The sequence below is a fragment of the Paenibacillus sp. FSL R7-0216 genome (assembly GCF_037969915.1).
GTDB lineage: Bacteria > Bacillota > Bacilli > Paenibacillales > Paenibacillaceae > Fontibacillus > Fontibacillus rhizolycopersici.
Genome location: NZ_CP150222.1, coordinates 2374149 through 2400756, shown reverse-complemented (window position 1 = coordinate 2400756; position 26608 = coordinate 2374149). Strand labels below are relative to the sequence as shown.

General features: G+C 52.0%; 25 protein-coding genes and 1 riboswitch. Of the genes, 5 read left to right on the top strand and 20 right to left on the bottom strand.

From position 1 onward, the window contains the following. Position 1: 1 nt before the first annotated feature. Entirely contained in the window at positions 2-3148 is a 3147-nt protein-coding gene (locus tag MKZ15_RS10770; RefSeq protein WP_339821891.1) for an Ig-like domain-containing protein, read from the bottom strand. 609 nt (positions 3149-3757) lie between these two features. Continuing rightward, a complete protein-coding gene (locus MKZ15_RS10765; protein WP_339821888.1) occupies positions 3758-3889 on the bottom strand; it encodes a hypothetical protein in 132 nt (43 codons plus the stop codon). Between the two features lie 212 nt (positions 3890-4101). On the opposite strand from MKZ15_RS10765, the gene chrA reads away from it, so the two are divergent. Continuing rightward, on the top strand, positions 4102-5319 hold the full coding sequence (chrA, locus tag MKZ15_RS10760; RefSeq protein WP_339822392.1) for a chromate efflux transporter: 1218 nt from the start codon (positions 4102-4104) through the stop codon (positions 5317-5319). A gap of 27 nt (positions 5320-5346) precedes the next feature. On the opposite strand, the gene MKZ15_RS10755 is transcribed toward chrA, so the two are convergent. The 15 genes from MKZ15_RS10755 to metE all read right to left on the bottom strand — a co-directional run bounded on the left by MKZ15_RS10755 (position 5347) and on the right by metE (position 20791). Continuing rightward, positions 5347-6096: a glucose 1-dehydrogenase gene (locus MKZ15_RS10755; RefSeq protein WP_339821885.1), complete on the bottom strand. Its 750-nt coding sequence runs from the start codon at positions 6094-6096 to the stop codon at positions 5347-5349. A gap of 10 nt (positions 6097-6106) precedes the next feature. After that, positions 6107-6997: an NAD-dependent epimerase/dehydratase family protein gene (locus MKZ15_RS10750; protein ID WP_339821882.1), complete on the bottom strand. Its 891-nt coding sequence runs from the start codon at positions 6995-6997 to the stop codon at positions 6107-6109. A 33-nt stretch (positions 6998-7030) separates the two neighbouring features. Continuing rightward, positions 7031-7429 (bottom strand): hypothetical protein, encoded by a 399-nt coding sequence (locus MKZ15_RS10745; RefSeq protein WP_339821878.1) that lies wholly within the window; start codon positions 7427-7429, stop codon positions 7031-7033. A 269-nt stretch (positions 7430-7698) separates the two neighbouring features. Continuing rightward, a complete protein-coding gene (locus MKZ15_RS10740) occupies positions 7699-8337 on the bottom strand; it encodes a nucleotidyltransferase family protein (protein ID WP_339821875.1) in 639 nt (212 codons plus the stop codon). Beyond that, the gene (locus MKZ15_RS10735; RefSeq protein ID WP_339821873.1) at positions 8337-9584 is read right to left on the bottom strand and encodes an MFS transporter; all 1248 of its coding nucleotides are present in this window, start codon (positions 9582-9584) and stop codon (positions 8337-8339) included. The genes MKZ15_RS10740 and MKZ15_RS10735 overlap by 1 nt, the downstream gene beginning before the upstream one ends. Positions 9585-9623: 39 nt before the next feature. After that, on the bottom strand, positions 9624-10469 hold the full coding sequence (locus MKZ15_RS10730; protein ID WP_339822390.1) for an aldo/keto reductase: 846 nt from the start codon (positions 10467-10469) through the stop codon (positions 9624-9626). A gap of 135 nt (positions 10470-10604) precedes the next feature. Next, the gene (locus MKZ15_RS10725; RefSeq protein WP_193415296.1) at positions 10605-11096 is read right to left on the bottom strand and encodes a sigma-70 family RNA polymerase sigma factor; all 492 of its coding nucleotides are present in this window, start codon (positions 11094-11096) and stop codon (positions 10605-10607) included. Positions 11097-11288: 192 nt separating this feature from the next. Beyond that, positions 11289-12404, bottom strand: a complete 1116-nt coding sequence (locus tag MKZ15_RS10720; protein ID WP_155608547.1) for a HAMP domain-containing sensor histidine kinase — start codon at positions 12402-12404, stop codon at positions 11289-11291. Then, positions 12394-13098 (bottom strand): response regulator transcription factor, encoded by a 705-nt coding sequence (locus tag MKZ15_RS10715; protein ID WP_339821868.1) that lies wholly within the window; start codon positions 13096-13098, stop codon positions 12394-12396. The genes MKZ15_RS10720 and MKZ15_RS10715 overlap by 11 nt, the downstream gene beginning before the upstream one ends. Positions 13099-13201: 103 nt before the next feature. Next, positions 13202-14266, bottom strand: a complete 1065-nt coding sequence (locus MKZ15_RS10710; RefSeq protein ID WP_339821865.1) for a HAMP domain-containing sensor histidine kinase — start codon at positions 14264-14266, stop codon at positions 13202-13204. Beyond that, positions 14263-14943, bottom strand: a complete 681-nt coding sequence (locus MKZ15_RS10705) for a response regulator transcription factor (RefSeq protein WP_339821862.1) — start codon at positions 14941-14943, stop codon at positions 14263-14265. Before MKZ15_RS10705 ends, MKZ15_RS10710 begins: the two co-directional genes overlap by 4 nt. Continuing rightward, positions 14936-16768, bottom strand: a complete 1833-nt coding sequence (locus tag MKZ15_RS10700) for an ABC transporter ATP-binding protein (RefSeq protein WP_339821859.1) — start codon at positions 16766-16768, stop codon at positions 14936-14938. The genes MKZ15_RS10705 and MKZ15_RS10700 overlap by 8 nt, the downstream gene beginning before the upstream one ends. 113 nt (positions 16769-16881) lie before the next feature. After that, positions 16882-17595 (bottom strand): MgtC/SapB family protein, encoded by a 714-nt coding sequence (locus MKZ15_RS10695; protein ID WP_339821856.1) that lies wholly within the window; start codon positions 17593-17595, stop codon positions 16882-16884. Between the two features lie 159 nt (positions 17596-17754). Then, complete coding sequence (locus MKZ15_RS10690) at positions 17755-18381, bottom strand: FMN-dependent NADH-azoreductase (RefSeq protein WP_155608553.1); 627 nt, start codon at positions 18379-18381, stop codon at positions 17755-17757. Positions 18382-18505: 124 nt separating this feature from the next. Continuing rightward, positions 18506-20791: a 5-methyltetrahydropteroyltriglutamate--homocysteine S-methyltransferase gene (metE, locus tag MKZ15_RS10685; protein ID WP_339822388.1), complete on the bottom strand. Its 2286-nt coding sequence runs from the start codon at positions 20789-20791 to the stop codon at positions 18506-18508. A gap of 156 nt (positions 20792-20947) precedes the next feature. Beyond that, a riboswitch (cobalamin riboswitch) is annotated at positions 20948-21146 on the bottom strand. Between the two features lie 202 nt (positions 21147-21348). On the opposite strand from metE, the gene MKZ15_RS10680 reads away from it, so the two are divergent. Genes MKZ15_RS10680 through MKZ15_RS10665 form a run of 4 tightly spaced genes read left to right on the top strand, consistent with a single transcriptional unit; the run spans position 21349 to position 24506 of the window. Continuing rightward, the gene (locus tag MKZ15_RS10680; RefSeq protein ID WP_339821852.1) at positions 21349-22347 is read left to right on the top strand and encodes a multicopper oxidase domain-containing protein; all 999 of its coding nucleotides are present in this window, start codon (positions 21349-21351) and stop codon (positions 22345-22347) included. A gap of 44 nt (positions 22348-22391) precedes the next feature. Beyond that, entirely contained in the window at positions 22392-22925 is a 534-nt protein-coding gene (locus tag MKZ15_RS10675; RefSeq protein ID WP_339821849.1) for a DUF2249 domain-containing protein, read from the top strand. 13 nt (positions 22926-22938) lie between these two features. Continuing rightward, positions 22939-24180, top strand: coding sequence for a hypothetical protein (locus MKZ15_RS10670; protein ID WP_193415289.1), 1242 nt, complete (start codon positions 22939-22941; stop codon positions 24178-24180). 26 nt (positions 24181-24206) lie between these two features. Continuing rightward, positions 24207-24506, top strand: coding sequence for an iron-sulfur cluster assembly protein (locus MKZ15_RS10665; RefSeq protein ID WP_155608557.1), 300 nt, complete (start codon positions 24207-24209; stop codon positions 24504-24506). A gap of 77 nt (positions 24507-24583) precedes the next feature. On the opposite strand, the gene MKZ15_RS10660 is transcribed toward MKZ15_RS10665, so the two are convergent. From MKZ15_RS10660 to MKZ15_RS10650, 3 genes are all read right to left on the bottom strand, one after another. Beyond that, complete coding sequence (locus MKZ15_RS10660; RefSeq protein ID WP_193415287.1) at positions 24584-24967, bottom strand: cupredoxin domain-containing protein; 384 nt, start codon at positions 24965-24967, stop codon at positions 24584-24586. A gap of 110 nt (positions 24968-25077) precedes the next feature. Beyond that, complete coding sequence (locus MKZ15_RS10655; protein WP_193415398.1) at positions 25078-25725, bottom strand: response regulator transcription factor; 648 nt, start codon at positions 25723-25725, stop codon at positions 25078-25080. Next, positions 25700-26557: a histidine kinase gene (locus tag MKZ15_RS10650; RefSeq protein WP_339821843.1), complete on the bottom strand. Its 858-nt coding sequence runs from the start codon at positions 26555-26557 to the stop codon at positions 25700-25702. The genes MKZ15_RS10655 and MKZ15_RS10650 overlap by 26 nt, the downstream gene beginning before the upstream one ends. Positions 26558-26608: the final 51 nt, after the last annotated feature.

Sequence of the window (26608 nt, the reverse complement as noted above, 5' to 3'; positions counted from 1 at the left end):
ATCAATGATTAATTGTTAAGTACTTTTGAGTGATTGATAGTGTCGATTCATTTGTCTTGAACAGAATATCGTCCACATAAAGCCTTGCGTTTCCGTCCATAGCGATACCACTTACCATAATGTATACCGCTGCACTCACAGCATTTTCCGGTACTATTCCTACTTCATTAAGTTGGATATAGTCGTTCGTAACCGATGGCTGTTCCAAGAACTTGCCGGCGATATATTCTCCCGCTTCGTCATAGAAATCGACATAAAATACAACAGTTGTCCCGCTCAATTCGTCTATACGAAGGTAGCCCTGCAGTTCATAGCTTTTGTTCGCTCCTACAGCCAATGTTTGATACAGCCCTGCAGTCTGCCCTTCAGCGAGTCCTGCAACACTGATTTTCTGAGCTTTTGTCCCGGATTGGACCGGGGTATCCACGATCTCGAAGTCTGCTCGTGCTCCTTCGCTCCATTGCGCACTCCATGAATCACCGACTCCGTCGCCCCCTGTGTACTGTTCGAATCCGCCGTTGCGAAGCAAATTCGCACTGTTCTGCCGTGTACTAAAAGTTAAGGTTACAGCATTGGAAAGTCCGTTCCCTTCCGAATCTTGCACCGAATCCTTTGGGATTGTTAATACAAACATGCTTCCTTCGTTCAGTGAAATTGTGGGGGCAACCGTCAAAACCTGTTGTTCGATTTGCATTGTCGTTTCTACGATTTCTTCTCCACGCTTTAAGGTGATTGCCGAATACTCCGTTCCTGCCGTTACAGGCTTATTGAACGTTACCGTGATTGGTTGTTGCGGATCTACTTCCTGTTCCCCTTCTGTCGGATTTGTCCCCAGCATTTGAAGTTGCGCCGTGCTTGTCTTAAAGAACAGATCATCGACATATACCGTTCCTGTCCCGGTTTCCCCGGTCCCCTCAACCATGACATATACAGCCGCACTTCTGGCATCCGCTGGTACGGTACCTACTCCTTGGAGGTAGACATACCCATCCGTCACAGTTTCCTGTTCCAAAAATTTGCCGGTGATATATTCCCCAGCTTCATCATAGAAGTCAACATAGAAAATGACGATAGCTTCGGTCAATTCGTCTACGCGAAGAAATCCCTGCAACTCATAGTTTTCGTTCGCACCTACAGGCAACGACTGATACAGTGCCGCTGTCATCCCTTCGCTTAGCCCTGTAACGCTTATTTTCTGGGCATTTGTCCCGAATTGGACCGGGTCATTCACGATTTCAAAGTTTGCCTGGACGCCCTCGCTCCATCGCGTACTCCAGAAGTCTCCAACCCCCTCATTTCCCGTGTACTGTTCGAATCCGCCGTTTCGAAGCAAATTCGCGTCATCCTGCCGTGTACTAAAAGATAAGGTTACAGCACTGGAGAGTCCGTTTCCTTCCGAATCTTGCACTGCATCCTTGGGGATTGTTAATATAAACGTGCTTCCTTCGGCCAGTGAAATTGTGGGGGTAACCGTCAAAACCTGTTGTTCCATTTGCATTGTCGTTTCTATTAATTCTTCTCCACGCTTTAAAGTGATTGCCGAATACTCCGTTCCTGCTATTACAGGTTTATTGAATGTTACCGTAATAGGCTGCTGAGGATCTACTTCCTGTTCACCTTCTGTTGGTGTTGCGCCTGAAACTTCTAGCTGTGTATCGCTTGTCTTAAAGAACAAGTTGTCCATGTATACCGTTCCTGTCCCGTCATCGCCAGTTCCTCCGACAGCTACATAGACGGCTGCTTGAACGGCATTCGCCGGTACTACACCTTCACCACGGAGATTCACATACTCGTTCGTAACTGCTGACTGTTCCAAGAACATACCGTTAATATATTCTCCCGCTTCATCATAAAAATCGACATAAAATACAACAGTTGCCCCACTCAATTCGTCTATGCGAAGGTAGCCCTGCAATTCATAGCTTTTGTTCGCCCCAACAGCCATTGCTTGATACAACCCTGCAGTCTGCCCTTCAGCGAGTCTTGAAACACTGATTTTCTGAGCTTTTGACCCGGATTGGACCGGGGTATCCACGATCTCGAAGTCCGCCTGTACGCCTTCGCTCCATCGCGTACTCCATGAATCACCGACTCCCTCGCCCATTGTGTACTGTTCGAATCCGCCATTACGTAGTAAATTCGTAGTATCTCGTGTGGTAAAGATTAAGTTAACATTATTAGGAAGTAGCTCCCCTTCTGCACTAAAAGCACCTTTGGGTATAAATAACGTAAACGTGCTTCCTCCAGGCAGAGGAACTGTTGGTATAATCATCAAAACCTGCTGTTCAATTTGTAATGTCGCTTTAATGATTTCCTCTCCACGCTTTAGTTCGATTGCTCTAGACAATCTTTCAGCCTTTACAATCTTGTTGAATTTTATTGATAGCGGCAGTTGCGGATCTACATCCTGTTCTGAGTCCATAGGATTTGTCTCTACCACTTGAAGCTGGGCAGCGCTTGTTTTAAATAACAGATCATCCACATAGATAGTCCCCGCCCCGTCTTGACCGGTACCTTTAATAGCTATATAAATAACACCCTTATGTGCATTAGCAGGAACAAATCCATGATCATCCAAAGCTATGAATGTCTCTGTTGTTGATGTTTGTTCAATTTCCTTGCTAGAAATGAAAATATTGTTTTGGTCATAAAATTCAATATTAATGGATGCATGAGCATTAACTATAGAATCCACGTGTAAATATCCCATAAATTCATATTTATGAGATGGGGTAAGCGATATTTCCTGGGATATTGCTGCTGCCTTCTCGTTAATTAAACCGGACACATTTAACTTTTGTGAATATAAGCCCGACTTTACTGGCTGATTTGCACCCTCAAAGGTGGCATGGACGCCATCATCTACTCTAACTGACCAACTCTCTGCTACCTCGCTACTTCCGCTATAACGTTCAAATCCTGGGTTTCTTAGTTTATTTCCATTACCTATTAATTTGGCGGTTATCCGATTTCCAGATTTGTCGTAGGTATACTGAATTTGATTTTGATCATCATAAATTAACCTGGTAAGTCGATTTGCTTCATCATACTGATAAGTCTCTGCAAAAACCGGGAGAGAACAAAGAAGTAACAATAGGGTTAGAAAGATCGGAAGGACTCTGAAACATTTCACAAACAATAATTTCATCCCCTTTACATATATTCAATTATCGCTAGGACAAGGAGTACAAAGTGAGTTAAATGGTAACTTGTGGAGGATTTTGAGGATAGGAGAGATTATTAAAATATATTTGTCGTTTCTACTGCCTTTCGATATACTAAGTATAAGGTCATCCTGTTATTAACGATAGAGTTATATTCTGTTATTTATAGTCGATTTATGTTGAAATCATTAATGATTAATAAAGAAATAAATAAAGACATCCTTCGAGTCTCCTCGAGAGGATGCACCAATCCAATCTAGTTTCTCAATTCATAATTGTTATCCTGAAAGCTATTTGTCCCTGGATCACAATCTGTGCTTTCTACTCCTCTATACACCCGCCGATATAGAACACCGATCATAGCCGAGATGAATCCACTCGCCAGCAAATATACACATAGACAATTCCCAGCCCCCCGCTAAAAAGCTCATCAGCAATAGCAAGACCCCAAATAGGAAATTGAGCAGTGCGGCTTGTCATGCGCTTCCGCACTGCGCTGGGTGAACGTTTGGCGGGCGCCCCCGACCAGTTCGGCGAACGGACCGGTCAGCACACAATGACTAGCATCAGAATGGCAGGCGCAAAAGCGATGGTCAATCCGAGAGTACCGATCCACATGGCATGGTTTGATCCAGCACCAACGTGATAAAAGCTACGATATACAAAACATCCGCTACATTGGACAAGGTTTGCGAACTCCATAACCCAAAGAAAGACCGTTTCACCACTTATCACTCCTTCATTCCAAACCAAATAACCCGGGGATCCCGGGGTCAAAAAAACAGGTCAGGTTAAAGAGTGAAGAATCAAATCGGTCTCATGCTTACGCTCCGTTTACAATAGAATGATATGATGAGGAAAAAACGCCGTTTGGCGCATGTAGATACATGGAAAGGAGCTGCACCGCTTGAAGTCTGATCAAGTACCCCCTACTGAGATGGTACAACCGAACCCCGGACGGCTCCGCCGCATGTTCGAGATCTTCGCCGTCTCCTCCAAGCTGGGATTAACCTCTTTTGGCGGACCGATCGCCCATCTTGGCTATTTTCATGAGGAGTATGTGAACAAACGGAAATGGATCGGGGAACAAAAATATGCCGAACTGGTCGCGTTATGCCAATTCCTGCCGGGACCGGCGAGCAGCCAGGTTGGCATGGGCATCGGCCTGTACCGAGGCGGTATAGCCGGCGCTTTGGCAGCTTGGGTCGGTTTCACGCTGCCCTCCGCCGTGGTGCTTGTGCTGTTTGCCCTGCTGCTGCAAGGGACGGCGCTTGCCGACAGCGGTTGGCTGCACGGCCTGAAGCTCACGGCGGTCGCCATCGTCGCTCAGGCGGTGTGGAGCATGGGCGTGAAGCTCGCCGCCGGGCGCAGTCGAGCGACCATCGCCGCCTTGGCCGCCGCCGCCACCTTGCTCTGGCCAAGCGGCCTGACGCAGGTGCTGATCATCGCGGCGTCCGCGCTGGTCGGCTTATGGCTGTACCGCAGCAGCCCAGCCTCAGGTGCTTCGCCTGCACACCCCGGCGAGGAGCCGCAAAACGGCATCCGCCTCCGCCGCTCCTGGGCTGTCGCAAGCCTGGCCGCCTTCGTTGGTTTGCTTGGGCTGCTGCCATTGGTCAGCAGATGGTGGCCGAACCTCGGGCTGCAGCTGTTCGACGTCTTCTACCGTGCGGGCTCGCTCGTCTTCGGCGGCGGTCATGTCGTGTTGCCTTTGTTGCAAAGCGAAGTCGTCCCTCGGGGCTGGATCGGCGAAGCGGACTTCCTGTCCGGATATGGCGCAGCTCAGGCCGTTCCGGGTCCGCTGTTTACCTTCGGCTCCTATCTGGGGGCGTCCATCCACGGCGTCCCCGGCGCCATACTGGCTACCATCGCAATTTTTCTTCCGGCGTTCCTGCTGGTCGTTGGGGTACTTCCCTTCTGGCATCGGCTGCGCGGCATCCCTAAGGTGGGGTACGCGCTTCAGGGCGTAAACGCCGCGGTTGTAGGCATCTTGCTCGCCGCCTTATACGATCCGATCTGGGTGTCCTCCGTGCAGGAAACCGGCGACTTCATCGTCGCTTTGCTGTTATTCGCCATGATAATGTTCTGGAAGCTGCCGCCATGGGTAGTCGTTGTCGCCGGAGCGGCAGGCGGGGCATTTCTCGGTTGGATCGGATAAAGCGGATAGGTTAACTAAGCCGACACGTTAAGGCTCGTAAATCATCTTCCGCGTCATCCCGCCGTCCACCACCAAATGAGCGCCGGTCACGAACGTATTGTCCGGGTGAGTCAAATACAGGCAAGCCCGGGCAATATCCGCCGGAGTTCCAACCCGGCCCGCCGGATGCTGCTCGTGATCGATGTCGCGGAGTGCGCCGTAATCCTCGGTCTCGATCCATCCCGGGCTGATACAGTTCACGCGGATCCCGTCAGGACCAAGCGAAACGGCCAGCGCATGCGTGATCGACACGATGGCCCCCTTGGACGCGGCGTAGGCCTCCGAGCCCGGTTCAGACATGATCGACCGCGTTGAGGAGATGTTCACGATCGCTCCTCCCCGGCCGCTTCCCTTCACTCGCTTCGCCATCTCACGGGAAGCCAGAAACGTACTTCGCACATTCGTGTTCAGGACATCGTCCCATTCCTCCACCGTAAGGTCATAGGTTGATTTAAACCGGGATATTCCCGCATTGTTAATCAGAATATCGATCCGCCCCAGCTCGCGCTCGGCCGTTTCCATCAACCGAACGATATCCGCTTCCTTCCGTACATCACATGGCACGAATAAGGCACGGCCCCCCGCCCGCCGGATCGCCTCAGCAGCCGATCTACCGGTTTCCTCATTCAGCTCCGCCAGCACGACAGACGCGCCTTCCTGGGCGTAAGCTTCCGCGACACCGCGGCCGATGCCTTGGCCCGCTCCTGTTACGATCACCGTTCGATTTGCCAAAGACATCTCTTGAAAGTCACTCCTTATGTCCAACTGCTGCAATGTGTCGGATTAACTCCGGCAGCCACTCGTCCAGCGCTTCGAATCGGTACCCGGCTTCATGCGCTTTCGAATTGTCCATCACCCATGAGGCCGGGATGCCAAACGGAGATTGATGCTCCTGAGCCGTTTCGCGTTCGACCAAGGCCGGTTTACCGGTGATGTTCTCGATTAAACGAAGGATGCCGCCGATCGTAATATTCCCATCCGAGCAGGCGTTCATTGGCCCCGTAACCCCGGTTTCTCCCAGCCAAGCCAGAAATTGGGCCGTCTCTGCTGACGTAATGAAAGACATCGCCGCTTCCAGGTTAGGTACGCCGATCGGCAGCCCTTGCTGTACATGCTCAACATGAAAATGCAGCCGGCGCGTATAATCATCCGGCCCTAAGACGATCGGAATCCGCAGTGCGCTCACCGGAAAATCAGCCTGCTGGAACAAAGCGGCCTCAGCCAGTCGCTTCCCTTCCCCATAATCGAAAGCCTGTTTATCCCCGAGTTTCAGCTCATAACCGTAGGGATCGAAGTCCGCTTCGGCCAAGGGCACTTTGCCTAACTTATAGACCGATAAGGTGGAGGTCAAGATATACTGCCCGACGCGCCCTTTGAATGCCCGCACCGCGGCCAGCGCTTCGTCCGGTGAATAACAGATGTTATCGTACACGACATCCCAGGGCCCGGCCGCAGCCGCTTCCCGTAGGGAGTCCTCGTTGGTTCGGTCCATCCGAAGCTGTGTGACCGGCGCATCAAACCGAACCTCCGCTAGCCCACGTGTGGCTACCGTGACATCATGTCGGCCGGATTCCGCCAGCCGATTGACGAGTCTTTTTCCGAAATAACGCGAGCCGCCTAACACTAATATTTTTGCCATCCCTATTCCTCCTCCATCACCGACAGTTTCCCGTTATCGGGTCGTAAACGTGCTTTTCTTCAAGGACAAGGCGCTTAACATCCCGAAGAAAAAGAACTGCGGATCTCTCACAATCTCGAAATAACCCACAATATAAATCTGTTTGACGTAGATCGTGATGATCGGATAAATCAGCAGCAGGAAGCTGGGCACAAATACAAACGCAAACAGCGGGCGATGGAACTTCCGCCGGTTCGGGAAGCCGTTCAGGAAACTTAAGTACAATCCAAACGCCAACCCGTACACGATTTTGCCGATCAAGCCGTATTCGATTTTATAAAGAGTTTGTGTCTTGTGATTCATCATGTCGGTGAACTGATTTCCGTAATACATCAGCACCAGCGCTCCGATCATCCAGACGAAATAATAGAAATAACCTCTCGAGTTCTTCATGTATCCTACTCTCCCTATGTATGGATCAAAACCAGTAACAATCAAATTTTACCATGAAATGCGGGAGGGTAGCAGGAAGTTTTGTGGGTGGGAGTGACTGCGCTTGAAATCCTAACGGACCTCATAGACCTTATTCGAACCATTTCGTGCGTGTAAAAAATCTAACGGACCCCAATGACGTTATTCATCCTGATTTGTCTCTGTTAGGAGCAAATCCTGGAATATAAGGTCTCTGGAGTCCGTTACTCATCCATTTCAAGCATTCTGACTCATTTAACGTCACCTGAGTCCGTTAGAACAGGACGAAGGTTCCCGATCATCGCATGTGCGACGTGTCGCCCGTCCTCCTCCTCGACCAGCACCAGCCGCGGCCAGCGGCTGAGCCAGGCCTTGCCATTGACACGCTGCCGGAACACAGCGTCATCATGGAAATATGGGCCCTGCCGGACTTGAAGCGACAAGAGGTCAGCCAAACCCAAAGGCGCAAGGATCTCGACCTCTCCCTCAGCGTCTAAGCGAGCGCCCACCGCTGTCGCCGTTTCGGGCCAGCGCTTCATCGCGTCCTCGACCGATAGGTATGGCGCCGCACCATTGCGCAAATGCATGCGCGCCTGATTTTTCGCCGACCAATTCAGCCGCGGGTTGCGTTCGCGTAACTTTGCATCATAGGCTTTCTCCGCCTCTTCATCCAAACACAACGGATCAAAGTAGAGAACATCCGCATCTTGCAGCGGCGTCCGAACGGTATAGCCATGCAGCACATCCCAGACAAAGTTTCGGATATAACCGGCGGCAATGCAGCCTTGGGGCAACCCCATTTCGGCGACAAGACGCAAATCGGCCATCATTTCGGTCTGTTGGCGGATCGCCTCACGCAACCCCTCCGCATCAGCGATTCCCGGCAACATCAGCTTGTCGCCTCCTGCTGCTTTAACGCCTCATCCTTCGGCAGCAGCACAGCGAGCAGACCGATTAGCGGCAGCAAGGAGCAGACCTGCATGATGAACAGGATGCCCGATTGGTCGGCAAAATTGCCAAGCACGGCGGAACCCAAGCCGCCAAGGCCAAACGATAAACCAAAGAACAGGCCCGAGACGAGTCCTACCTTCCCCGGCAACAATTCCTGCGCATATACGACGATGATCGAGAACGCCGAGGACATGATAAAGCCGGCGATCACGACCAGCACGCCTGACCAGAACAAATTGGCATAGGGCAGCAACAGCGAAAACGGCGCGGTCCCGAGAATGGACACCCAAATGATGTTACGCCGACCATAGCGGTCCGCCATCGGTCCACCGAAGAACGTACCGACTGCCGCTGCAGCCAAGAAAGCGAAGATATACCACTGAGCGGTATCCTTGGCTACCCCATAATGATCCATCAGGAAAAACGAATAAAACGTCGAGATGCTGATCGAATACACGTTCTTGGAGAACAGAAGTAGAACCAGCACGGTGATGGCCAGCATGACCTTCCCCCGGCTAAGCCGGCTCTTCGGCTGGGCAACTTCGCCGCCAGTAGCCGCAGATCCGACAGCACGAGGCTTGCGTGGCTTCAGATCTTGCCCGCCATACCATCTCGCTACGTAAAACTGGATGACGATCGCGGCGACCGCCGCCAGGGCGAACCAGGCTACGCTAGTCTGACCCAAAGGGATAAAGATCAAAGCGGACATGATGGGACCTAAGGAAGCGCCGAGGTTCCCGCCGACCTGAAATATGGATTGCGCCAGTCCTCGTCTCGAACCCGCCGCCAAATAAGCTACGCGCGAAGACTCGGGATGGAATACCGACGATCCCAGCCCGATCGAGGTGACCGCGAGCAGGATGAACGCATAGCTTGGGGCAAACGCCAGCATGACGATGCCCGCCAGCGTAAAGCAAACCCCCAGCGGCAGGATGTACGGCCGGGGCCGGACATCCGAGTACAAGCCCACCAAAGGCTGAAACAAGGACGCCGTCATATTCATGGCGAACGAAATCCAGCCGATTTGCCCGTAGGATAAGAGAAGCGATTCGCGCAAGACCGGAAATAAGGCGGGAATTGCCGATTGCATCGTGTCGTTCAACAAATGCACGGTGCTGATTGCGAATAGAATCGGGTACACCGTAAATGCGGGATTTGCCGCTTTGACGGCAGTTGTCTGGTTCATCTTGACCTCACTTCATCTGAATTGAAATGGTTTAATTGGTTATTTGGGAATGTTAGTATCCGGATCCGACCCGAAGCGCTGATTGCGGTTTAACCCGTCAATCGCCAGGATATCCTCCGTACTCAGTTCGAAATCAAATACATCGGCATTTTCGAGGATCCGAGCTTCACGCACCGATTTCGGAATGGTGACCACACCCAGTTGCAAATCCCAACGCAAAATGACCTGGGCCACGGTTTTTCCAACCTTCGCGGCGATGCCTTGCAAGGTTGCATGCTCCAACAAATGGCCTTGACCGAGCGGCGACCAGGCTTCCAATTGAATGCCTTTATCCCGGCAATAGCTCAGCAGATCCTTTTGAGTCAAGTAGGGATGGAACTCCACTTGATTGACCACCGGCACGACCTTCGCTTCGGACAGCAGGTCCTCCAAATGATGAATTTGGAAATTGCTGACGCCAATTGCTCGCACCTTGCCTTCTGCGTACACTTGTTCCAGCGCCCGCCATGTCTCCTTATATTTCCCCTTCACCGGCCAATGTACCAGAAATAAATCCAAATACTCAAGACCCAAGCGCTTTAGGCTGTCGTCAAAAGACTTCAACGTCGTTTCGTACCCCTGCTCCGAGTTCCAGACCTTCGACGTGATAAACACATCTTCCCTTCGGAGGCTATTCTCCCGCAGTGCACTCTGGACGGCTTGGCCCACTCCCTCTTCATTGCGATAAGCGGAAGCGGTGTCAATACTGCGGTATCCATGGCGGATGGCCGACTTGACGGCTTGCACCACTTCATCGCCTTCTTTGGCCTTAAAGACGCCGAGCCCCAGCCAAGGCATTTGGACTCCGTTGTTTAACGTTACGGTATCTTGCAAATGATTAGGCAAAGTAGTCATTGGATAAGTCCTCCTTCATTAAAGGCGATTTCTGGTAATATCCTACATCAAAAGGGCCTAAATGAACAGGGAACAAAAGCAAAAGACTGCCCGAAGGCAGCCTCTTGAGGATCGATATAAGGAGTATCAGGCCGTTTCACGGGACCGGCGCAACTTTTGTCTGGCGCGGTACAACACGATTTTGAAATGGGATAACGAGATGCCCATGAGATCCGCCGATTCCTGATAAGAGAATCCATGCACATCGTAAAGCAGCACCGCATGCTGCTGATTAGGCTGCAGCAAGGACAATTGCGCATAAAGCTCCCGACGGTTCTCCTCGCCGAGCACGGATTTTTCCGGCGTATCCTCGCTCGGATAGCGGTGAAAGAATTCATTTTCGTAAGTAGACGACCGGCTTTCCTTGCGCAACAAGTCGATATAGGCATTGTGGGCAACCCGAAGCAGCCATGCCTTGGCCCTCTTCCCATCCGCCTCGTGAAGATGCATCAGCGCCCGGCAAAAGGTCTCCTGCATCAAATCCTCGGCAACATGCGAATTACGGCACATGCTATACAAATATCGAAATACGTCATTTTTATATTCGCGGTAAAGTAAATCCATAGAACGAGTCTTCATTGGTTGATTCCTCACTTTCTCTCCCAGCTTTCAGGGCAAGGCTCTCTTTCTCTTTTATCTTGATCTTTTAGCATGATCTTTGCCTCGCTTCGTCCATTATGCCGAATAGAGTTTGCGTCCCGTCTAAGAAATTGTTAAGTTTTCCTTAAGAATTTACTGCGTTTTCGTTAAACAAAAAGACGCCTTACGGCGTCATGGAGTAAATCCAGATGAATTTTTCGCGCTGTCTCGGTGTAAACGGACCGTAAAAGCCGTGCGGTATTCGTTACTGTCTGCGGATATCGTACCTTGATGCAGATCCACGATATGCTTGGCGATCGCAAGACCGATGCCGGAACCGCCCGTATGGGAAGCACGCGACTTCTCTACGCGGTAGAAACGGTCGAAGAGATGCGGTAAGTCCGCTGTTGGGATCGGATCGCCGTAATTGACGACCTCCGTGACGATCTCATCGTCCTCCTGCCAACCTCGGATGTCCAAATACTTACCGTCGTGCCCGTACCGAATGGCATTGGTAATCAGATTCTCGTAAACCCGGCGAAGCTTGTCCCCGTCTGCTTGAACGTACAGCGTCCCTTGCAGGTACAACCGGCATTCCATTCCGTTCTCCTGCAGCTGCCAGCCGAAATGAGCGGCCATTTGATGGAGCATTTCCACGAGATTAATCCGCGTAAGCTGCAGCTTCATCTCTTTATTCTGCATCCGGGTGTACTCGAACAAGTCCTGCAGGAGCTGCTTCAATCGAAGCGATTCCTCATAGGCCATGCTGACGTAATAACGCAGCTCGACCTCGTCGCGATAACGGTCCTCTTCGATCAGCCCCAAATAACCAGTAATGGAGGTGAGCGGGGTACGCAAATCATGAGAAACGTTCGTGATCAGTTCGTTTTTCGTTTGTTCCGCCCGTCGCTCGTCCTCGATCGAAGTGACTAGCCGATCAACCATACGATTGATGTCGGTGGCGAGCTGCCCAAGCTGCCCGACGTTCTCCACGGGAATTTTCCGCACGGAACCGGCTTCGATTTTATGTACTTCCTCAATCAGCAGCTCCAGGTACTTCTTCTCATGACGGCGAATGCTGCGGCGGTAAAAATACAATGAAAACAACATGAGAATCGGCACGCCCGTCAAATAATAAGCTTCCGGGAAACCGATGTTCCGGTTAATCCAAAGGACGACGTTGTATACCGTCATGCTCGGGAAGAAGAAAAAGAACAAACGCGCCAGCAAAATGAGCAGGAACAACGAGATTAACGAAGCGACGATCGTCCAAAACAACCAGGCTAGAAAACGCAGGCTAGCTTTCAAGTTTGTAGCCGACCCCCCATACGGTACGAATCAGCTTCTCCCCGTCCATTTCCTTCTCCAGCTTATCCCGGAGACGGCTGATATGCACCGTTACGGAATTGCTGCTATCCAGATATTTATCCTTCCAGATCAGCTCGAAGATCTCCTCGGAACCAAACACCCGCCCGGGATGGCTGGCCAGCAAATACAGAATGCCGAATTCGATGGGCGTCAACTTCAGCGGGTTGCCATCCACCGTCGCGGAATGTGTTTCTTTATCAATCGAAAGCGAGGCAATCTTGATGATATGCTCCTGCGGTGTCTGCGGCGTTCCCGTCGGTTGTGCTGCGTAAGAGGAGCGGCGAAGCAGCGACTTCACGCGAGCGACCAACTCCAGCGGATTAAACGGCTTCACCATATAATCATCCGCTCCGGTCATCAGCCCGGTAATCTTATCCATATCGCCGTCCCTCGCGCTTAACATGAGGATTGGCGTAGTCTGCGATTCGCGAATCTTCATGCAGACGGAGATGCCATCGAGACCGGGAAGCATGACGTCCAGGATCACCAGATCAACCTCATCCTGCTCGGTGATCTCCAGCGCCCGTAAACCGTCCTCCGCCTTCAATACGTCATAACCTTCATTCGTTAAATATATTTCGATCAGTTTTGCGATTTTTTCATCATCATCGACAATCAAAATTCGTTTACTCATTCATCCAATCATCCTTTATTTGAGCTGGTTAGACACGAGCACAGTAACATCATACCATGTCTGTTGCCCCCAGATACAAATAAAAGGTTACAATTTCCCCCGGTTATGGTTTCCAGCGGAAAGGGATGGCGACCCTGAAACTCGAGCCTTTTCCTCTCTCGGAGACGACGGTAATCTCCCCTTCATGGATGTCCACAATTTTCTTGACGATGGAGAGTCCAAGCCCGCTGCCCCCACTGCTGCGTGTGCGGGATTTATCCGCTTTGTAGAAACGCTCGAAGATATGGACCAAATCCGGCTCGGATATGCCAATCCCGTTATCCGTCACGGTGACCACTGCCTTGTCCTCTTGGGTCATCAAGGAAACTCCAATCTCCCCGCCCTCCGGCGTAAACTTGATACCATTGTGCAGCAAATTCATCCACACTTGGCTCAGCAGGTCTTCGGCCCCTTCGACCTCAAGCTTGCTGACATCCAACTGAATTTGAATGTTCTTGGCAAGCCACTGGGGTTCGCAGGCCAGCACCACGTTTTGCAGCTGGCGATCGAGCCGAAACCGGTTCGTCTGCAACGAACCCCGGTCTGCCTCGAGGGAGGATAGCTTCAGCAAATTGTCGCTCATTTGCGATAAGCGGCGGCTTTCCGATTCGATGATCTCCAGGTAATGGTTACGTTTCTCTGGAGACAGATCCGGCCTACGCAAAGCTCTGGCAAATCCGCGAATCGAAGTCAGCGGAGACTGGATCTCATGCGACACATTAGAGATGAAATCCTGTCGCATCGTTTCCATTTGCCCCAGGGCTCCAGCCATTTCGTTAATGCTGTTCACGATGGTTTCGAACTCCCGAAGCTTCTCGAAGCCCTCCAACCGAACGGTAAAATCCCCATTAGCGATGCGGCGTATCCCGTCGATAATGGCATTCAGCATCTTCAGTTGATGAGGCCGTAACAGAAGGGAGATCAGGAAAACGATCAAGAAAAATAACAGGACTCCAAGAACCACATTCAACAGATCCATGACATAAGCAGAATAAGGGGGCCCTGCATTTCGGTAAATCGCCGAGGTAATCCAGCTGGCTAAGGTCCAGGTCGCCCCAAAACCGATGAAGATGAGTAGGACCTGGCCGATTCGGAGCAAAATCTTACCTACTCTCCTCCAGAAGGTCAACGTTCACCCACCTCCAGACGGTAGCCAAGTCCACGAATCGTGCGGATCTTGAATCTGAAGCTCTCCTCGGGGAACCGTTCACGGAGACGATTGATATGCACGTCGAGCGTACGTTCATTCCCCTCGAAATCATACCCCCAAATTTCCTCGATCAACTGCTCTCGGGTGAGAGTGCGCCCCGCATGACTGCCAAGCTTAAACAGCAGCTCGAATTCTTTGAGCGGCAGCGTAATTCGATCTTCGCCGCGATCTGCCTCAAACGTCTTGCGATTCATTCGCAGCGAACCGATCGTTACGGTCTGAGATATCGACACCTGATAACGCTTAAGCAGCGCCTTCACCCGAGCGATGAGCTCTGCCGGTTCGAATGGTTTGACGAGATAATCGTCCGTACCCAGCTCAAAGCCCTTAACCACTTGGCGGGTTTCTCCTTTAGCTGTCAGCATAAGCAGCGGCATCTCATAATCCCGGCGCAGCTCACGACATAACTCCCAGCCGTCCATCTCCGGCATCATGATGTCCAGGATCACCAGGTCGATCCTTTCCGATTCCACCAGAGCTAACGCCTCGCGGCCGTTCCCCGCCTCCTTGATCTGATCCATCCCCGCTTCCTCCAGGAATAGACGAACCAGCTCCCGAATATGCGGGTCGTCGTCAACGACGAGAATTTTAACCATGGTCCTTCCCTTCTTCCTCGTTCGTGAACTCCTCCGTCCCTTCGGCGCTTGCGGCGATTTGCAGCTGCTGCGAGGCAAACTCACGATACATGGCGTGTTGGTGCAGCAGTTGGTCGTGTGTTCCCCTTCCTGTCACTTTCCCTTTTTCGATAAAAATCAGCTGGTCCGCCCCTACGACCGTGGATAGCCGGTGAGCGATCACGATCGTCGTCCGGCCTTGCATCAGATTTTTGAGCGCCTTCTGCACGACGAATTCTGAGCGGCTGTCCAGGCTGGAGGTGGCTTCATCCAGCATGAGGATCTTCGGATCGCGCAGCAGTGCCCGCGCGATCGCGATCCGCTGCCGTTGCCCGCCTGACAGCTTGACCCCGCGTTCACCGACATCGGTATCGAACCCCTTCGGCAGCTCGGCGATAAAGCCGTCGGCATAAGCCATCTTCGCCGCCTGTTGTACTTCCGCTTCGCTAATTTCACGCTCGATGCCGTAGCAAAGATTCTCACGGATCGTTCCGGCGATAATCGGGCTTTCTTGTGAGACGTACCCGATCATGCCGCGCCAGGAGCGAAGTGTAAATGAATCGATCGATTCTTCTCCCAGTCGGATGGTGCCCTGCTGCGGCACATAAAACCGCTCCAGCAGGGAGAATAACGTCGTTTTCCCGCCGCCGCTGGGGCCGACCACCGCCGTTACCGTCCCCGGCTCCATCGTAAAAGAAACCTCCTGGAGCACCGGCTCGTCCGGCTTATACCCGAAGGTGATCCCGTCCACGATCAATGGCCGGTCAGCCTTCGTGATCTCTTGTCCTTCACCGAAAGGCTCCTCCTCCGCATCCAGCGTATGAAGAATCCGCTCGGTCGCCCCTTTCGCTTTCTGCAGTTGGGTGAAGAATGTCGTGAGCTGCGTCATCGGCATGACGATCTGCACAAGATACAAAATAAATGCTACCAATTCCCCGGCTGACAACCCGCCGCTTGCGACCTGCATCCCGCCATAGCCGATCACCACGACAAGCAGCATCATCATAACGAAGGCCATGAACGGGCTAATCCAAGCCATGACTTTGCCTTCGCGCACCCCAAAGGAGAGCAGCTTTCCGATCGCCTGGCTACCGTTTTCGTACTCCTTCCGCTCCGCGTTAGAAGACTTAACCAACCGAATTTCCGATAGGACTTGACTCAAAACCGCCGTAAAAGAGGCCGTCTCGTCTTGCATGGCGAGCGAAATTTTATACATCGTTCGGCCTAACGGCACGAGGATCAAAGCGGCCAAAGGAATCACCGCAAACATGATTAGAGTCATTTTCCAGTTCAAATAGAACAGGACGGCCACCGCGCCGAGGATGGAGATGATTCCGCTGAAAAAGCCGGCAACCTGCTCGGAGATCAACGCTTTGATGATCCCGGTGTCGTTGGTCATCCGGCTGACCGACTCCCCGGTCCGGTTATTGTCGAAGTAGGATACTGGCAAGCGAAGCATTTTATTCCATAAGCGATCCCGGAGACCGGCGACCATTCGCTGTCCCGTATAATTCAACAGAAAGATCGATAAGCCTGAAGCGACGGACATCCCGATGAAAGCGACGCCGATCCAGACGATCTGCAAACCGCTGATCGAAGACAGCGAAAAGCCGTCGACGAGATTCTTCGTGAACATCGGGATCACGAGGCTGACCAGCGTCGACAGCAAGCTGAGCACGATCGCCACGGCAAACAGACGCAGAGGGGGCTTCGTTTCCCGAAGAAGACGAAAAAAAGCTTTGGAGCCTACCCCTCCGTTGTTCACCGTACGATCCGTATCCATCGATTTAGCGTTATTCCTTGGCATGAGATTCTCTTCCCTTCTATCTCTATCTGAAGCAAGATGAGCCGAAAGCGCTGGCCCTAGGAAAAGACTACATTGGGAATGTAAACTGAAGTTAAACCAAACGTGCAAAGAGACTATAGATTTTCCACTTCAACGCTGATGACATGCTCGATCGTACGCAGAAAATGATAAAGCTCCGTCGTATACTCCTTCTCCGATGCGGTAATCACCATATCCACCCGTTGACGTCCTTCCTCCAGATCCTTGATTTTCAGACGTCGGATCCGGTGTTGGTTCGCTTTGGCCTTCCGCCCCTTGTTGTCCTTACGCTCGATAATGCGGATCAACTCCGTCACGTTTCCGTGATCCTCCATGACAATTTTGATGGATACGTCGCGTTGGTTCAGTTTATAGGGTCCAATCCATTTAATAACGTAGGGGACGAAATTCACCGAGAGGATCAGCAAAATGACCGTTAGCCCGGCTTCCAGATAAAATCCGGTCCCGATAGCGATCCCGATTCCCGATGCAGCCCAAATCATCGCCGCAGAGGTGAGGCCGGAAATCCCCTCATTGCTCCGGCGTAGAATCGCTCCAGCCCCCAGGAAACCAATCCCGCTGACGATTTGCGCGGCCAGCCGCATGGGGTCCATGTTCGGATGATCCGGGCCGGCGAATTTGGCGAAGGCTTCAATCGATACGATCGTCACCAGGCAACTGGCGATACAGATGACCATACTCGTTTTGATCCCCAGCGGTTTCTGTTTCAATTGCCGGTCGATTCCGATAAACAAACCAAACAATAGGGCCAAACATAACTTTAAAACCATTTCCAATTCGTTGTACATGATGCGTCGCAACTCCTTCAATTATATAAGGTGAGTATAATTGTATTCGGTAAGCCGGCGCAAATGGATTAATTCCGCCTCGGCGGACAATGAAAGGCAAAAAGAAGTCTGAACCGTCAATGAAACGGCTCAGACTTCTTTTTAGGCAAGATCGTGGAATTAGAACTTCGCTGCCAGCTCGGCTGCGCGTTTTACACCGTCCTGGATGATTTCCTCGGCACGGTCCGGGAATTGGTTGTGTCCCTCAACAACTACGGCTTCCGGATCGTTAATCCCCCAGAAGGCCAGCGTGTTCTTCACATAGTTCAGGGACATTTCCAGCGCGGTCATTGGACCTTCGGAATAAACGCCGCCGCGTGCTTGCAGCAAAGCGACCTTCTTATCGCCAACCAGGCCAACCGGACCTTGTTCGGTGTATTTGAACGTTTTGCCGGCTTGGTTCAGGTAGAACAGGTACGTCAATAGCTGCGCCGGAATGGTGAAGTTCCACAGCGGGAACGCAAACACGACTTTATCGGCTTGCAAGAACTGCTCCAAGTAAGCATTGGCCACTTCGGCGGCTTGTTGCTCCTCTGGCGTAGTTGGCATTCCTTTGCCGACTTTGAACAGCCCGTTCAACATATCCAGGTCATAATACGGCAGGTTAACCTCGAACAGGTTTAACTCAGTAACGACATCCGAGGGATGCGTTTCTTTGTAGGTTTGCAGGAAGCTTTCGTACAGCTTCACAGTGGCGGATTGATCCGCCGGGCGATTATTGGCTTTCACGAATAAAACTTTAGACATATCTAGTTTCCCTCCATTATTCATGTTCTCTATTGTTATCTTCTTTCTTTTTCATAGTTACTTTAAAATAAACTGTAACTAATCGAACAATAGTTATGATAATGGGTAACTAATCATTTGTCAATTACAGTTGCTTGTATTTTTTGCGAACCTGTTCAGCAGCCGCTGTCATTTGCCGCAGGGAGGCGACGGTCTCCTCTTGCCCTCTGGTTTTTAAGCCGCAATCTGGGTTGATCCAAAACAATCCCGGGTCCAGCACTTGAAGCGCGCGCTCGATCAAAGAGACCATCTCGGCTTCGGTTGGTACACGCGGGCTATGGATGTCGTAAACGCCAAGGCCAATCCCGAGCGGGTACGTCTGCTTCTCAAAGCTGTGAATCAACTCGCCATGGCTGCGTGAGGTTTCGATCGAAATGACATCGGCGTCCAACGCTCGGATCTCCTCCAGGATATCTTCAAATTCGCAGTAGCACATATGCGTATGAATTTGCGTTGTATCCAAGACCGAGGAGGTAGTCACCCGGAACGCTTCTACCGCCCAGTCCAGATAGTTCGACCAATCCTTCCTCTTGAGGGGGAGACCTTCGCGCAAGGCGGGCTCGTCCACCTGGATCATCCCGATACCGGCCTGCTCTAACGCTTCGACCTCCTTACGTAAGGCTAAGGCAATTTGATAGGCGACCTGCTCCCGGGATAGATCGCTTCGAACAAATGACCAGTTCAAGATCGTGATCGGTCCCGTTAGCATCCCTTTAACCGGCTTAGCCGTCAGGCTTTGGGCATAGGCGGTTTCCTTGACGGTCATCGGCTCGGCGAACTCGACATCCCCGTAGATCACAGGCGGCTTGACGCAACGCGTACCGTAAGACTGAACCCAGCCCCCCTGCGTAAATGCAAAGCCCGGCAGCTTCTCACCGAAAAATTCCACCATATCGGTGCGTTCAAACTCGCCGTGGACCAACACATCAAGCCCAAGTTCCTCCTGGATCTCGACCCATTTGCGAATCTCCTCCCGGATAAATCCCTCATATTTCTCCCGGCTACACTCGCCTTTACGCCATTTCTGCCGCGCTGCCCGAACCTCGGCGGTCTGCGGGAAACTGCCAATCGTCGTTGTGGGCAGGAACGGAAGCCGCCATGTCGCCTGCTGTAAGAGCCGCCGCTGTGCAAACTCGCTAGTTCGCTCCGCCGGGGCTACAGCAGCCTGCACCGCCGCCGCCCGCACCGCAACACGGCTCCGGGCCGGATCTGCGGCGAGTGCGGCCAGCGCACGGCGGTTCTCCGCGAACTGCACCGGTTCGGGTCCCTCACTGCTTGCCGCCTTGCACAAGCTCGTTAGCTCCTCCAGTTTCTGCTCGGCAAACGCCAGCGCCTCGCGTAACACCGGGGATAAGCGCTCTTCGCCCGCCACGGATACCGGGACGTGCTGCAAGCTGCAGGAAGGCTGCACGATCAACCCCGGTTCTCCGGCTAACATAGAAATCTCTTTCAACAGGCTTAGCGTTTCGTCTAAATCTGTACGCCAAATATTCCGTCCATCGATAAGCCCTGCACCAAGTGTCTTGCCTGCAGGAAATCCGTAGCGACGCAGTGCCTCCAGGTTCCCGTCCCGGCCGTGCACGAAATCCAGTCCCAAGCCATGCACCGGCAGATCTGCAAGCGAAACGTACCTTTCGACGGCATCGAAATACGTTTGCAGCATGATCCGCAGATCAGGGACTTCCCGGGCGATCGTCCGATAAATCAAGTCAAGCCGGCGAACGTCCTCTTCGGTTAGAGAGACGGCCAAAGCCGGTTCGTCCATTTGCACCCATGTGGCGCCAGCCGCTTCCAACTCTCGTAATACCTGTACGTATAAAGGCAATAATTTCTCGATCCAGTCATCGACTTGGTCCGCCGTCTCTCCTTTAGACAATTTCAACAAGGTGAACAACCCAAGCACCACGGGTCTACCTTCTATGCCCAGCTCCTGTTTGGCTTCCAAATAAGCCATAAGCGGGCGGTTGACGATTACCCTCGGATCCCGACGCCCCAGCTCAGGCACGATATAATGGTAGTTGGTATTAAACCACTTCGTCATCTCGCTAGCCGCCGCCTGGTCATTCCCCCGGGCAATGGCGAAATACAGATCCAGCGGCAATTTGTCGCTGTTCCAATCAAACCGCTCCGGTATCAGTCCGAACATCGTCGCAGTGTCTAATACGTGGTCGTAATAGGTAAAATCACCGACCGGGATCACGTCAATCCCCCGATCCCGCTGTAAACGAAGATGACCCAGCCGGATTTCCATCAAGCGATCATGCAGCTCTAACTCTGCAATTTTCCCTGCCCAATAGGCTTCAATTTGCTTCTTCCATTCCCGTTGTCCGCCGATTCTGGGATATCCCAGATTTCCGCTAACTATGTTCATGTTCCCCATGTTGACTTCCTCCTCATCGTTTGGCTTGATGACACCCATAGTTTGCAACACAAAAAAGGTCCCCGATAGCAACATAGGCTAAAGAGGACCTTCGATCATTTGTTCGATGGCTTGCATCTTTAACACCTCCCTATCTCCCGTAGGTACAGCAGTGCCGTTGAAATAGGCAGGTCTCCTGACTTCGGCATCATCGCCGGAAGCGGCCTTCCCGGTGACTTGATCACCAGTGGCATTCGATGCATCCGACTCCTCCGTTACAGTGGCGGGACCGCGCCGGCATTGCACCGGACTTCCCTTTTAAGCTCCGGCCAAGCAAGGCCGGAACACCTATTTCCGCGATATTCGGTTGGAATATACCTCCCATCTTACTTGATGTCCCAGGCGAATACAATACCAAACACATCGGAATTTAAATATTTATGACAACATTTTCGACAACTTTCAAGTGATTAATATCACAATTCGACTCCCAAACCCATCGTACGATGAAACTAATCAAACAAGAATGCCATGGGCTTACACATAAACGACAGAAAGAGGAATGACTCATGAAATCTCGGAACATTCTGAAGTGGTCCTTACTAGGTTTGTCCGGTCTGGTCATGATCGCAGCCGCCTGGTTTGCGTTCCCTTCAGAGGAGCCTCCAGTCCGTGAAGCCGCTCCTCATGAGGAAGCGCAGCATATCAATCATCCGCCAGTCGAGCCGGTCGTCCATCGCGAGAGAAATACCGTACACATCGAGATGACCGCTCAACGAACCGACATTGAGATCTCGGAAGGCGTCATCTATAATGCCTGGACGTTTAACGGAACGGCACCTGGCCCGGTATTGCGCGTAAAGCAAGGCGATCAACTGGAATTTACGCTCAACAATTTAGACCCTGAAATGCCGCATTCGATGGATTTTCACGCCGTCCATGCCGCTCCCAGCCAGAAGTTCGTCGAGGTGATGCCTGACGAGCAAGGAACGTTTACCTATCCTGCAGATACACCCGGCGTGTTCATGTACCATTGCGGAGTAAGTCCAGTACTGCTTCACGTAGCCAACGGAATGTATGGGATGATCATCGTCGAACCGAAGGACGGTTACCCTACGGATGCGGATATCGATCAGGAATATACGATCGTCCAAAGCGAATGGTACGCGGAGAACGATATGGATGCTTTCCAACAAGGCGATCCGGAATATGTCGTATTTAACGGCGATGACCACACGCTAAAAGAACATCCCTTCCTCGCCAAGGTTGGCGATAAGGTTCGGCTTTACGTTGTGAATGTGGGCCCCAACCATGTATCTTCCTTCCATGTGGTCGGCACCACCTTTGATCACGTCTATCTGGATGGTAACCCAAAGAATGAGCTGTACGGCATGCAAACCGTGCTGCTTCCGGCGGGTGGAGGTGCAGTTGTCGAGTTTACCGTCACAGAAGAAGGCGATTATCCGATTTTAACCCATCAACTGAACGACGCTTATTTGGGGGCTACCGCCATCCTGCGGGTGACTCGGGATGGCAAGGATAATGGAGCACCGGCGATGAGCCATTAAGAAACGATAACCCGATTGCAATCTCATGAAAGAGGTGAAGCTCAATGGAACGACAAGAGGCCAAAATCGTTGAATTGGACGTCCGGGAGCAGCTCAAGAGTAAAATGGAGCCGTTCCAGCTGATCATGGACACCGTAAAAACGCTGGGGAAAGACGATATCTTCGTATTGCACGCCACCTTCAAACCCACGCCATTGCTTGGTTTTCTGAAGATGAAGGGGCTCGTCGGCCAATCGGTCATGCACGACAAGGAACATTGGATAACAACGTTTGTCCATAAGAAAAATAAATCCTGGTTGGAGACCGTCGATGAGGCTAAGGTTGCCCCAAAGGCGCAGAACGCTTCGGTCGAACGCTCCTCCAACCTCATTGAACTCGACAACCGCGGACTCGAACCTCCGCAGCCAATGGTGCGAACGCTGGCCGCCTTGGATCGCTGCAAATCTGGCGACGAGGTGCACATTCATAATGACCGGGTACCGGTTTTTTTAATCGAAGAATTAAACAGCTTGGGCTGTACCTACACGGTAGAAGAACAACCGGACGGAACCGCTAAAGTCCAAATCCGCAAACCTTAAGGAGGTGAACCTGATGCCGGCCATGTCCCGCTTGCCCTTTCTATTTATCGTTACGGGGATCTTCGGATTCGTCCTGTTTCACGCCACTTCTTTCATGTCTCTCACGGGCTGGCTCGGTGATGACATTCGAGGCCCGGCCGGCTGGTTCCAGGTCCATCTGTTCGTACTGGGATGGGCGACCATGCTGGCCATGGGGGCTGTCTATCAATTGATTAATGTGATCCTGCAGTCCAACTTATACAGCGAGCGTCTTGGGTATATTCATTACGCGCTGTTTTCCGTAGGGCTGTTCGGACTGCTGTTTGGCTTCATTCAAGGCGATACGTATTGGATCGGCGGTTTTGCGACCGTAGCGTTCTCGGGCATCGTCCTGTTCGTCTGGAACATGGCCGCTACGCTGCGACGAGCCGGAACGTGGAACGCGATCACGATCAGTACGGCTTGCGCGGTCCTGTATCTGCTGCTCACGGGTTTATCCGGTATGGCGATGGGGATTAACTTCGCTACCGGTCTTTATAACAACTTGCACGAAAATCTGTTTGGCACTCACATCTGGCTGGGCACTTTGGGCTGGTTCGGGCTTTTGATTACCGGATTCAGCTATAAGTTATTACCGATGTTTTATTTGTCCCATGATTATCCAACCCGCCTAGAGTACGTCGTCCTAGGTTTCTGGAACGCGGGCGTCTTGCTGGGAGCGACCTCTTTCCTGTTCGGATTGCCGACAGGCTACAAAGTCGCTGCGCTGTTGTTAATCGTCTTGGCCGTACTAAGCTTTAACGTCCATCTGCTGCAAATTCGCAGCAAACGGCATAAGCGCAGCCCCGGCGCAGGCATTGAGTGGACGGTAACGGGGAGCCAAATCTTTGCGATTTTTGCTGTAGTGTTTGCAATACGGGCGCTCGTATCCCCCGATCACTTGCTGGACAGCCGTACCGTGCTTACGGTCGGTTGGGTTTATCTCGGTTGCTGGGTTTCGTTCACCGTACTTGGATACATGTCCAAGATCGTGCCGTTCCTGTGGTGGACCCACAAATACGGTAAACAAGCCGGCCGCCCGGGAACGCCGCTGTTGGCCGATCTGCTTGATGAGCGGAAAGCGAATCTGGGCTTGACCTTGATCCTATGCGCCAATTTAACGGTTCTCGTCGGCCTGGTCCTCGGGTCGCAGGTTGTCATCGCCGCCGGTGGTGCCGTGCTGTCGATGGTTTCGGTGGCGTACATCGCATTGATTGCGCTAGTTTTTGCTCATTAATGACAATATAAACGGAGGTACTATCCATGAGTAGAATTGATCAAATCCGCGAAAGTCTACGTGAAGTTTATGATCCCGAGTTGGGAGTCAATATCGTTGATCTTGGGCTGGTTTACGATATTCGGGAAGAAGAAGACCAGGTATACATCCAAATGACCTTAACAACGCCAGGTTGCCCGATGCATGATACGATCGTCGGTGGCGTTCGCTGGGTGCTCAGCGATCAGCTCGGAATCCAGAATCCGGAGGTCGATATCGTGTGGGAACCGCGCTGGTCACCGGAACACATGTCGGAGGCGGCGAAGGAGCAGTTGGGGTATTTTTGAGGACGGACTAAGCTCATGACCTTATCCTCTAATCAAAAAAAGCTGGCGGCCTCATCTTGTGATGAGCCGTCAGCTTATTATTTTACGATCAAGGTACCTTTCATTTCCTTATGATTCTTACCGCAGGAGATGTTGCAGGAATACTCGAAGGTCCCAGCTTGATCCGCCGTGAAGGTCATCGTCTTGCCACCCCGAACTTCCTTATTGTATCCTTTGATTTTTAGCGAATGCATCCCCTGTGTATTTTCCAGCGTAATCCGCACGGTATCGCCCTGCTTGACCTTGATTTCGGTTGTGTCGTATCCCGATGGGCTGGCATGGACGGTAAACGACTTCACCGGTCCTTTCGCTTCCGTCGCCGGCTCCGAACCGCCGATGTAGCGCCCCGGGGCGTCGGTGCACGCCGATAGCAGAAGCATTCCGCCTAGCAAGCAAACCGCAGCCTTCAGACGATGGTTCATCCGCTTCTCCCCCTTCTTTAACTAGGAACTAATCCTAGTTTAGAACGGATAGCAATCACGACTTGTGATTTCCATCACAACAACATCGCCTGGCATATCCGTACGGAATATCAGCTTCGACGATCGATCCATCCCTGCTCCAGAGCATATCGCGTCAATTGAACCCGATTCTCCAAATGCAGCTTCTGCAGAATGTTTTTCAGATGGTTTTTGACGGTCTGGTCCGAAATGTGCAGGACCCCAGCGATCTCCCGATTGGTCATGCCTTGGGCTACCCAACCAAGGATTTCCCGTTCGCGGGATGTTAACGGAGGTTGTTCGCCGCTTTCCTTCTTGGTCACCGGAAACTCCTGCAAAATACGCAAGGCCAGCTCACTGGACAAAGGCGCTTCATCGCTGGCTATAGCTCTTAAATACTCCAGCCACGTCCCGGGCTCCAGATTTTTGAGCAGATACCCCTGAGCCCCCTGCTTCAGCGCTTCAAACAGATGAGCGGCGTCATCCGACACCGTGATCAGGACGATCTTCACGTAAGGGTAGCGCAGCTTGATCTCACGGGTTGCCTCTAAACCGTCTTTTCCAGGCATACGGATATCCATTAGGATCAAATCAGGCATCCAACGCTCCGTTTGGGCCATCGCCTCATCTCCATTTTCCGCATAAGCCACAATTTCGAACGTTTCATCCTCGGCCAAGATCTCCCCAATGGCTTCCCGCGCATGAGGGTGATCGTCAACGACCAGTACCCGGACCTTCATCACAACCGTCTCCTCCTCGAATTTCGATCGTTGTTCTTCCCGGCCGGGAAGCGACAAGCAATTCCCAACCCATCTCGTTCGCCCGCTCCCGCATAATTTGCAGACCGTAGCGGCCATTCTGAGCATCTTCCGGCGTAAAACCACATCCATGATCGATGATTTTCATGACGAAGTTGTGTTGATCTCCCAATGACGTGATCTCGATATCTTGCACCCTCGCATGCTTCGCTGCATTGACAACCGCTTCTCGCACACAGGATAACAACTCCATCTTCGCTTTCGGCAGCCAATGGGTTTCCTCTAGATGCCAATCCAAACGCAAAGTGAGCTGCTGCTCGGCGGCGATCCGGCGGACGAGCGACGACATTGAAGTTTCATCTGTTTCGCCTTCCTTCACATTCGACGGAATTCGAAGGTCAGATATGGCTTCGCGCACATAACGATTCACTTCATGAATCGTTTTGCGCAGTTCATTCCAGTCATAAGCTCCGTTTGACGCCGGCTGCCGGCGTTCAGCCCGGTCCACTTTCACAGAGAGCAAAAACAACGATTGCGCAATGCCGTCATGAAGCTCCCGTGCCAGTTGTTCCCGCTGTTCCAGCCGAACCTTCAGCGCCCTTTCCCGCTGCAGTTCCTCCTGCATGCGTTCCAGGTAAGCAAACCAGCGGTACAACAAGGTAATGCTCACTGCGAATAAAAGGATCGGCGTTAACACATTACCCAGCTCCATTGACACATAAGGCATGAGAAACTGGTGACGCACCACCTCCCATACCCCGACAACCAACGTCGGAACGATCAAAATCAGCCATTTCGTGAATTTGTAAGACATCAAAGAATCTCCTTTAACCCGTCTTCCATCGACTTAACTTTACTTAAGTCG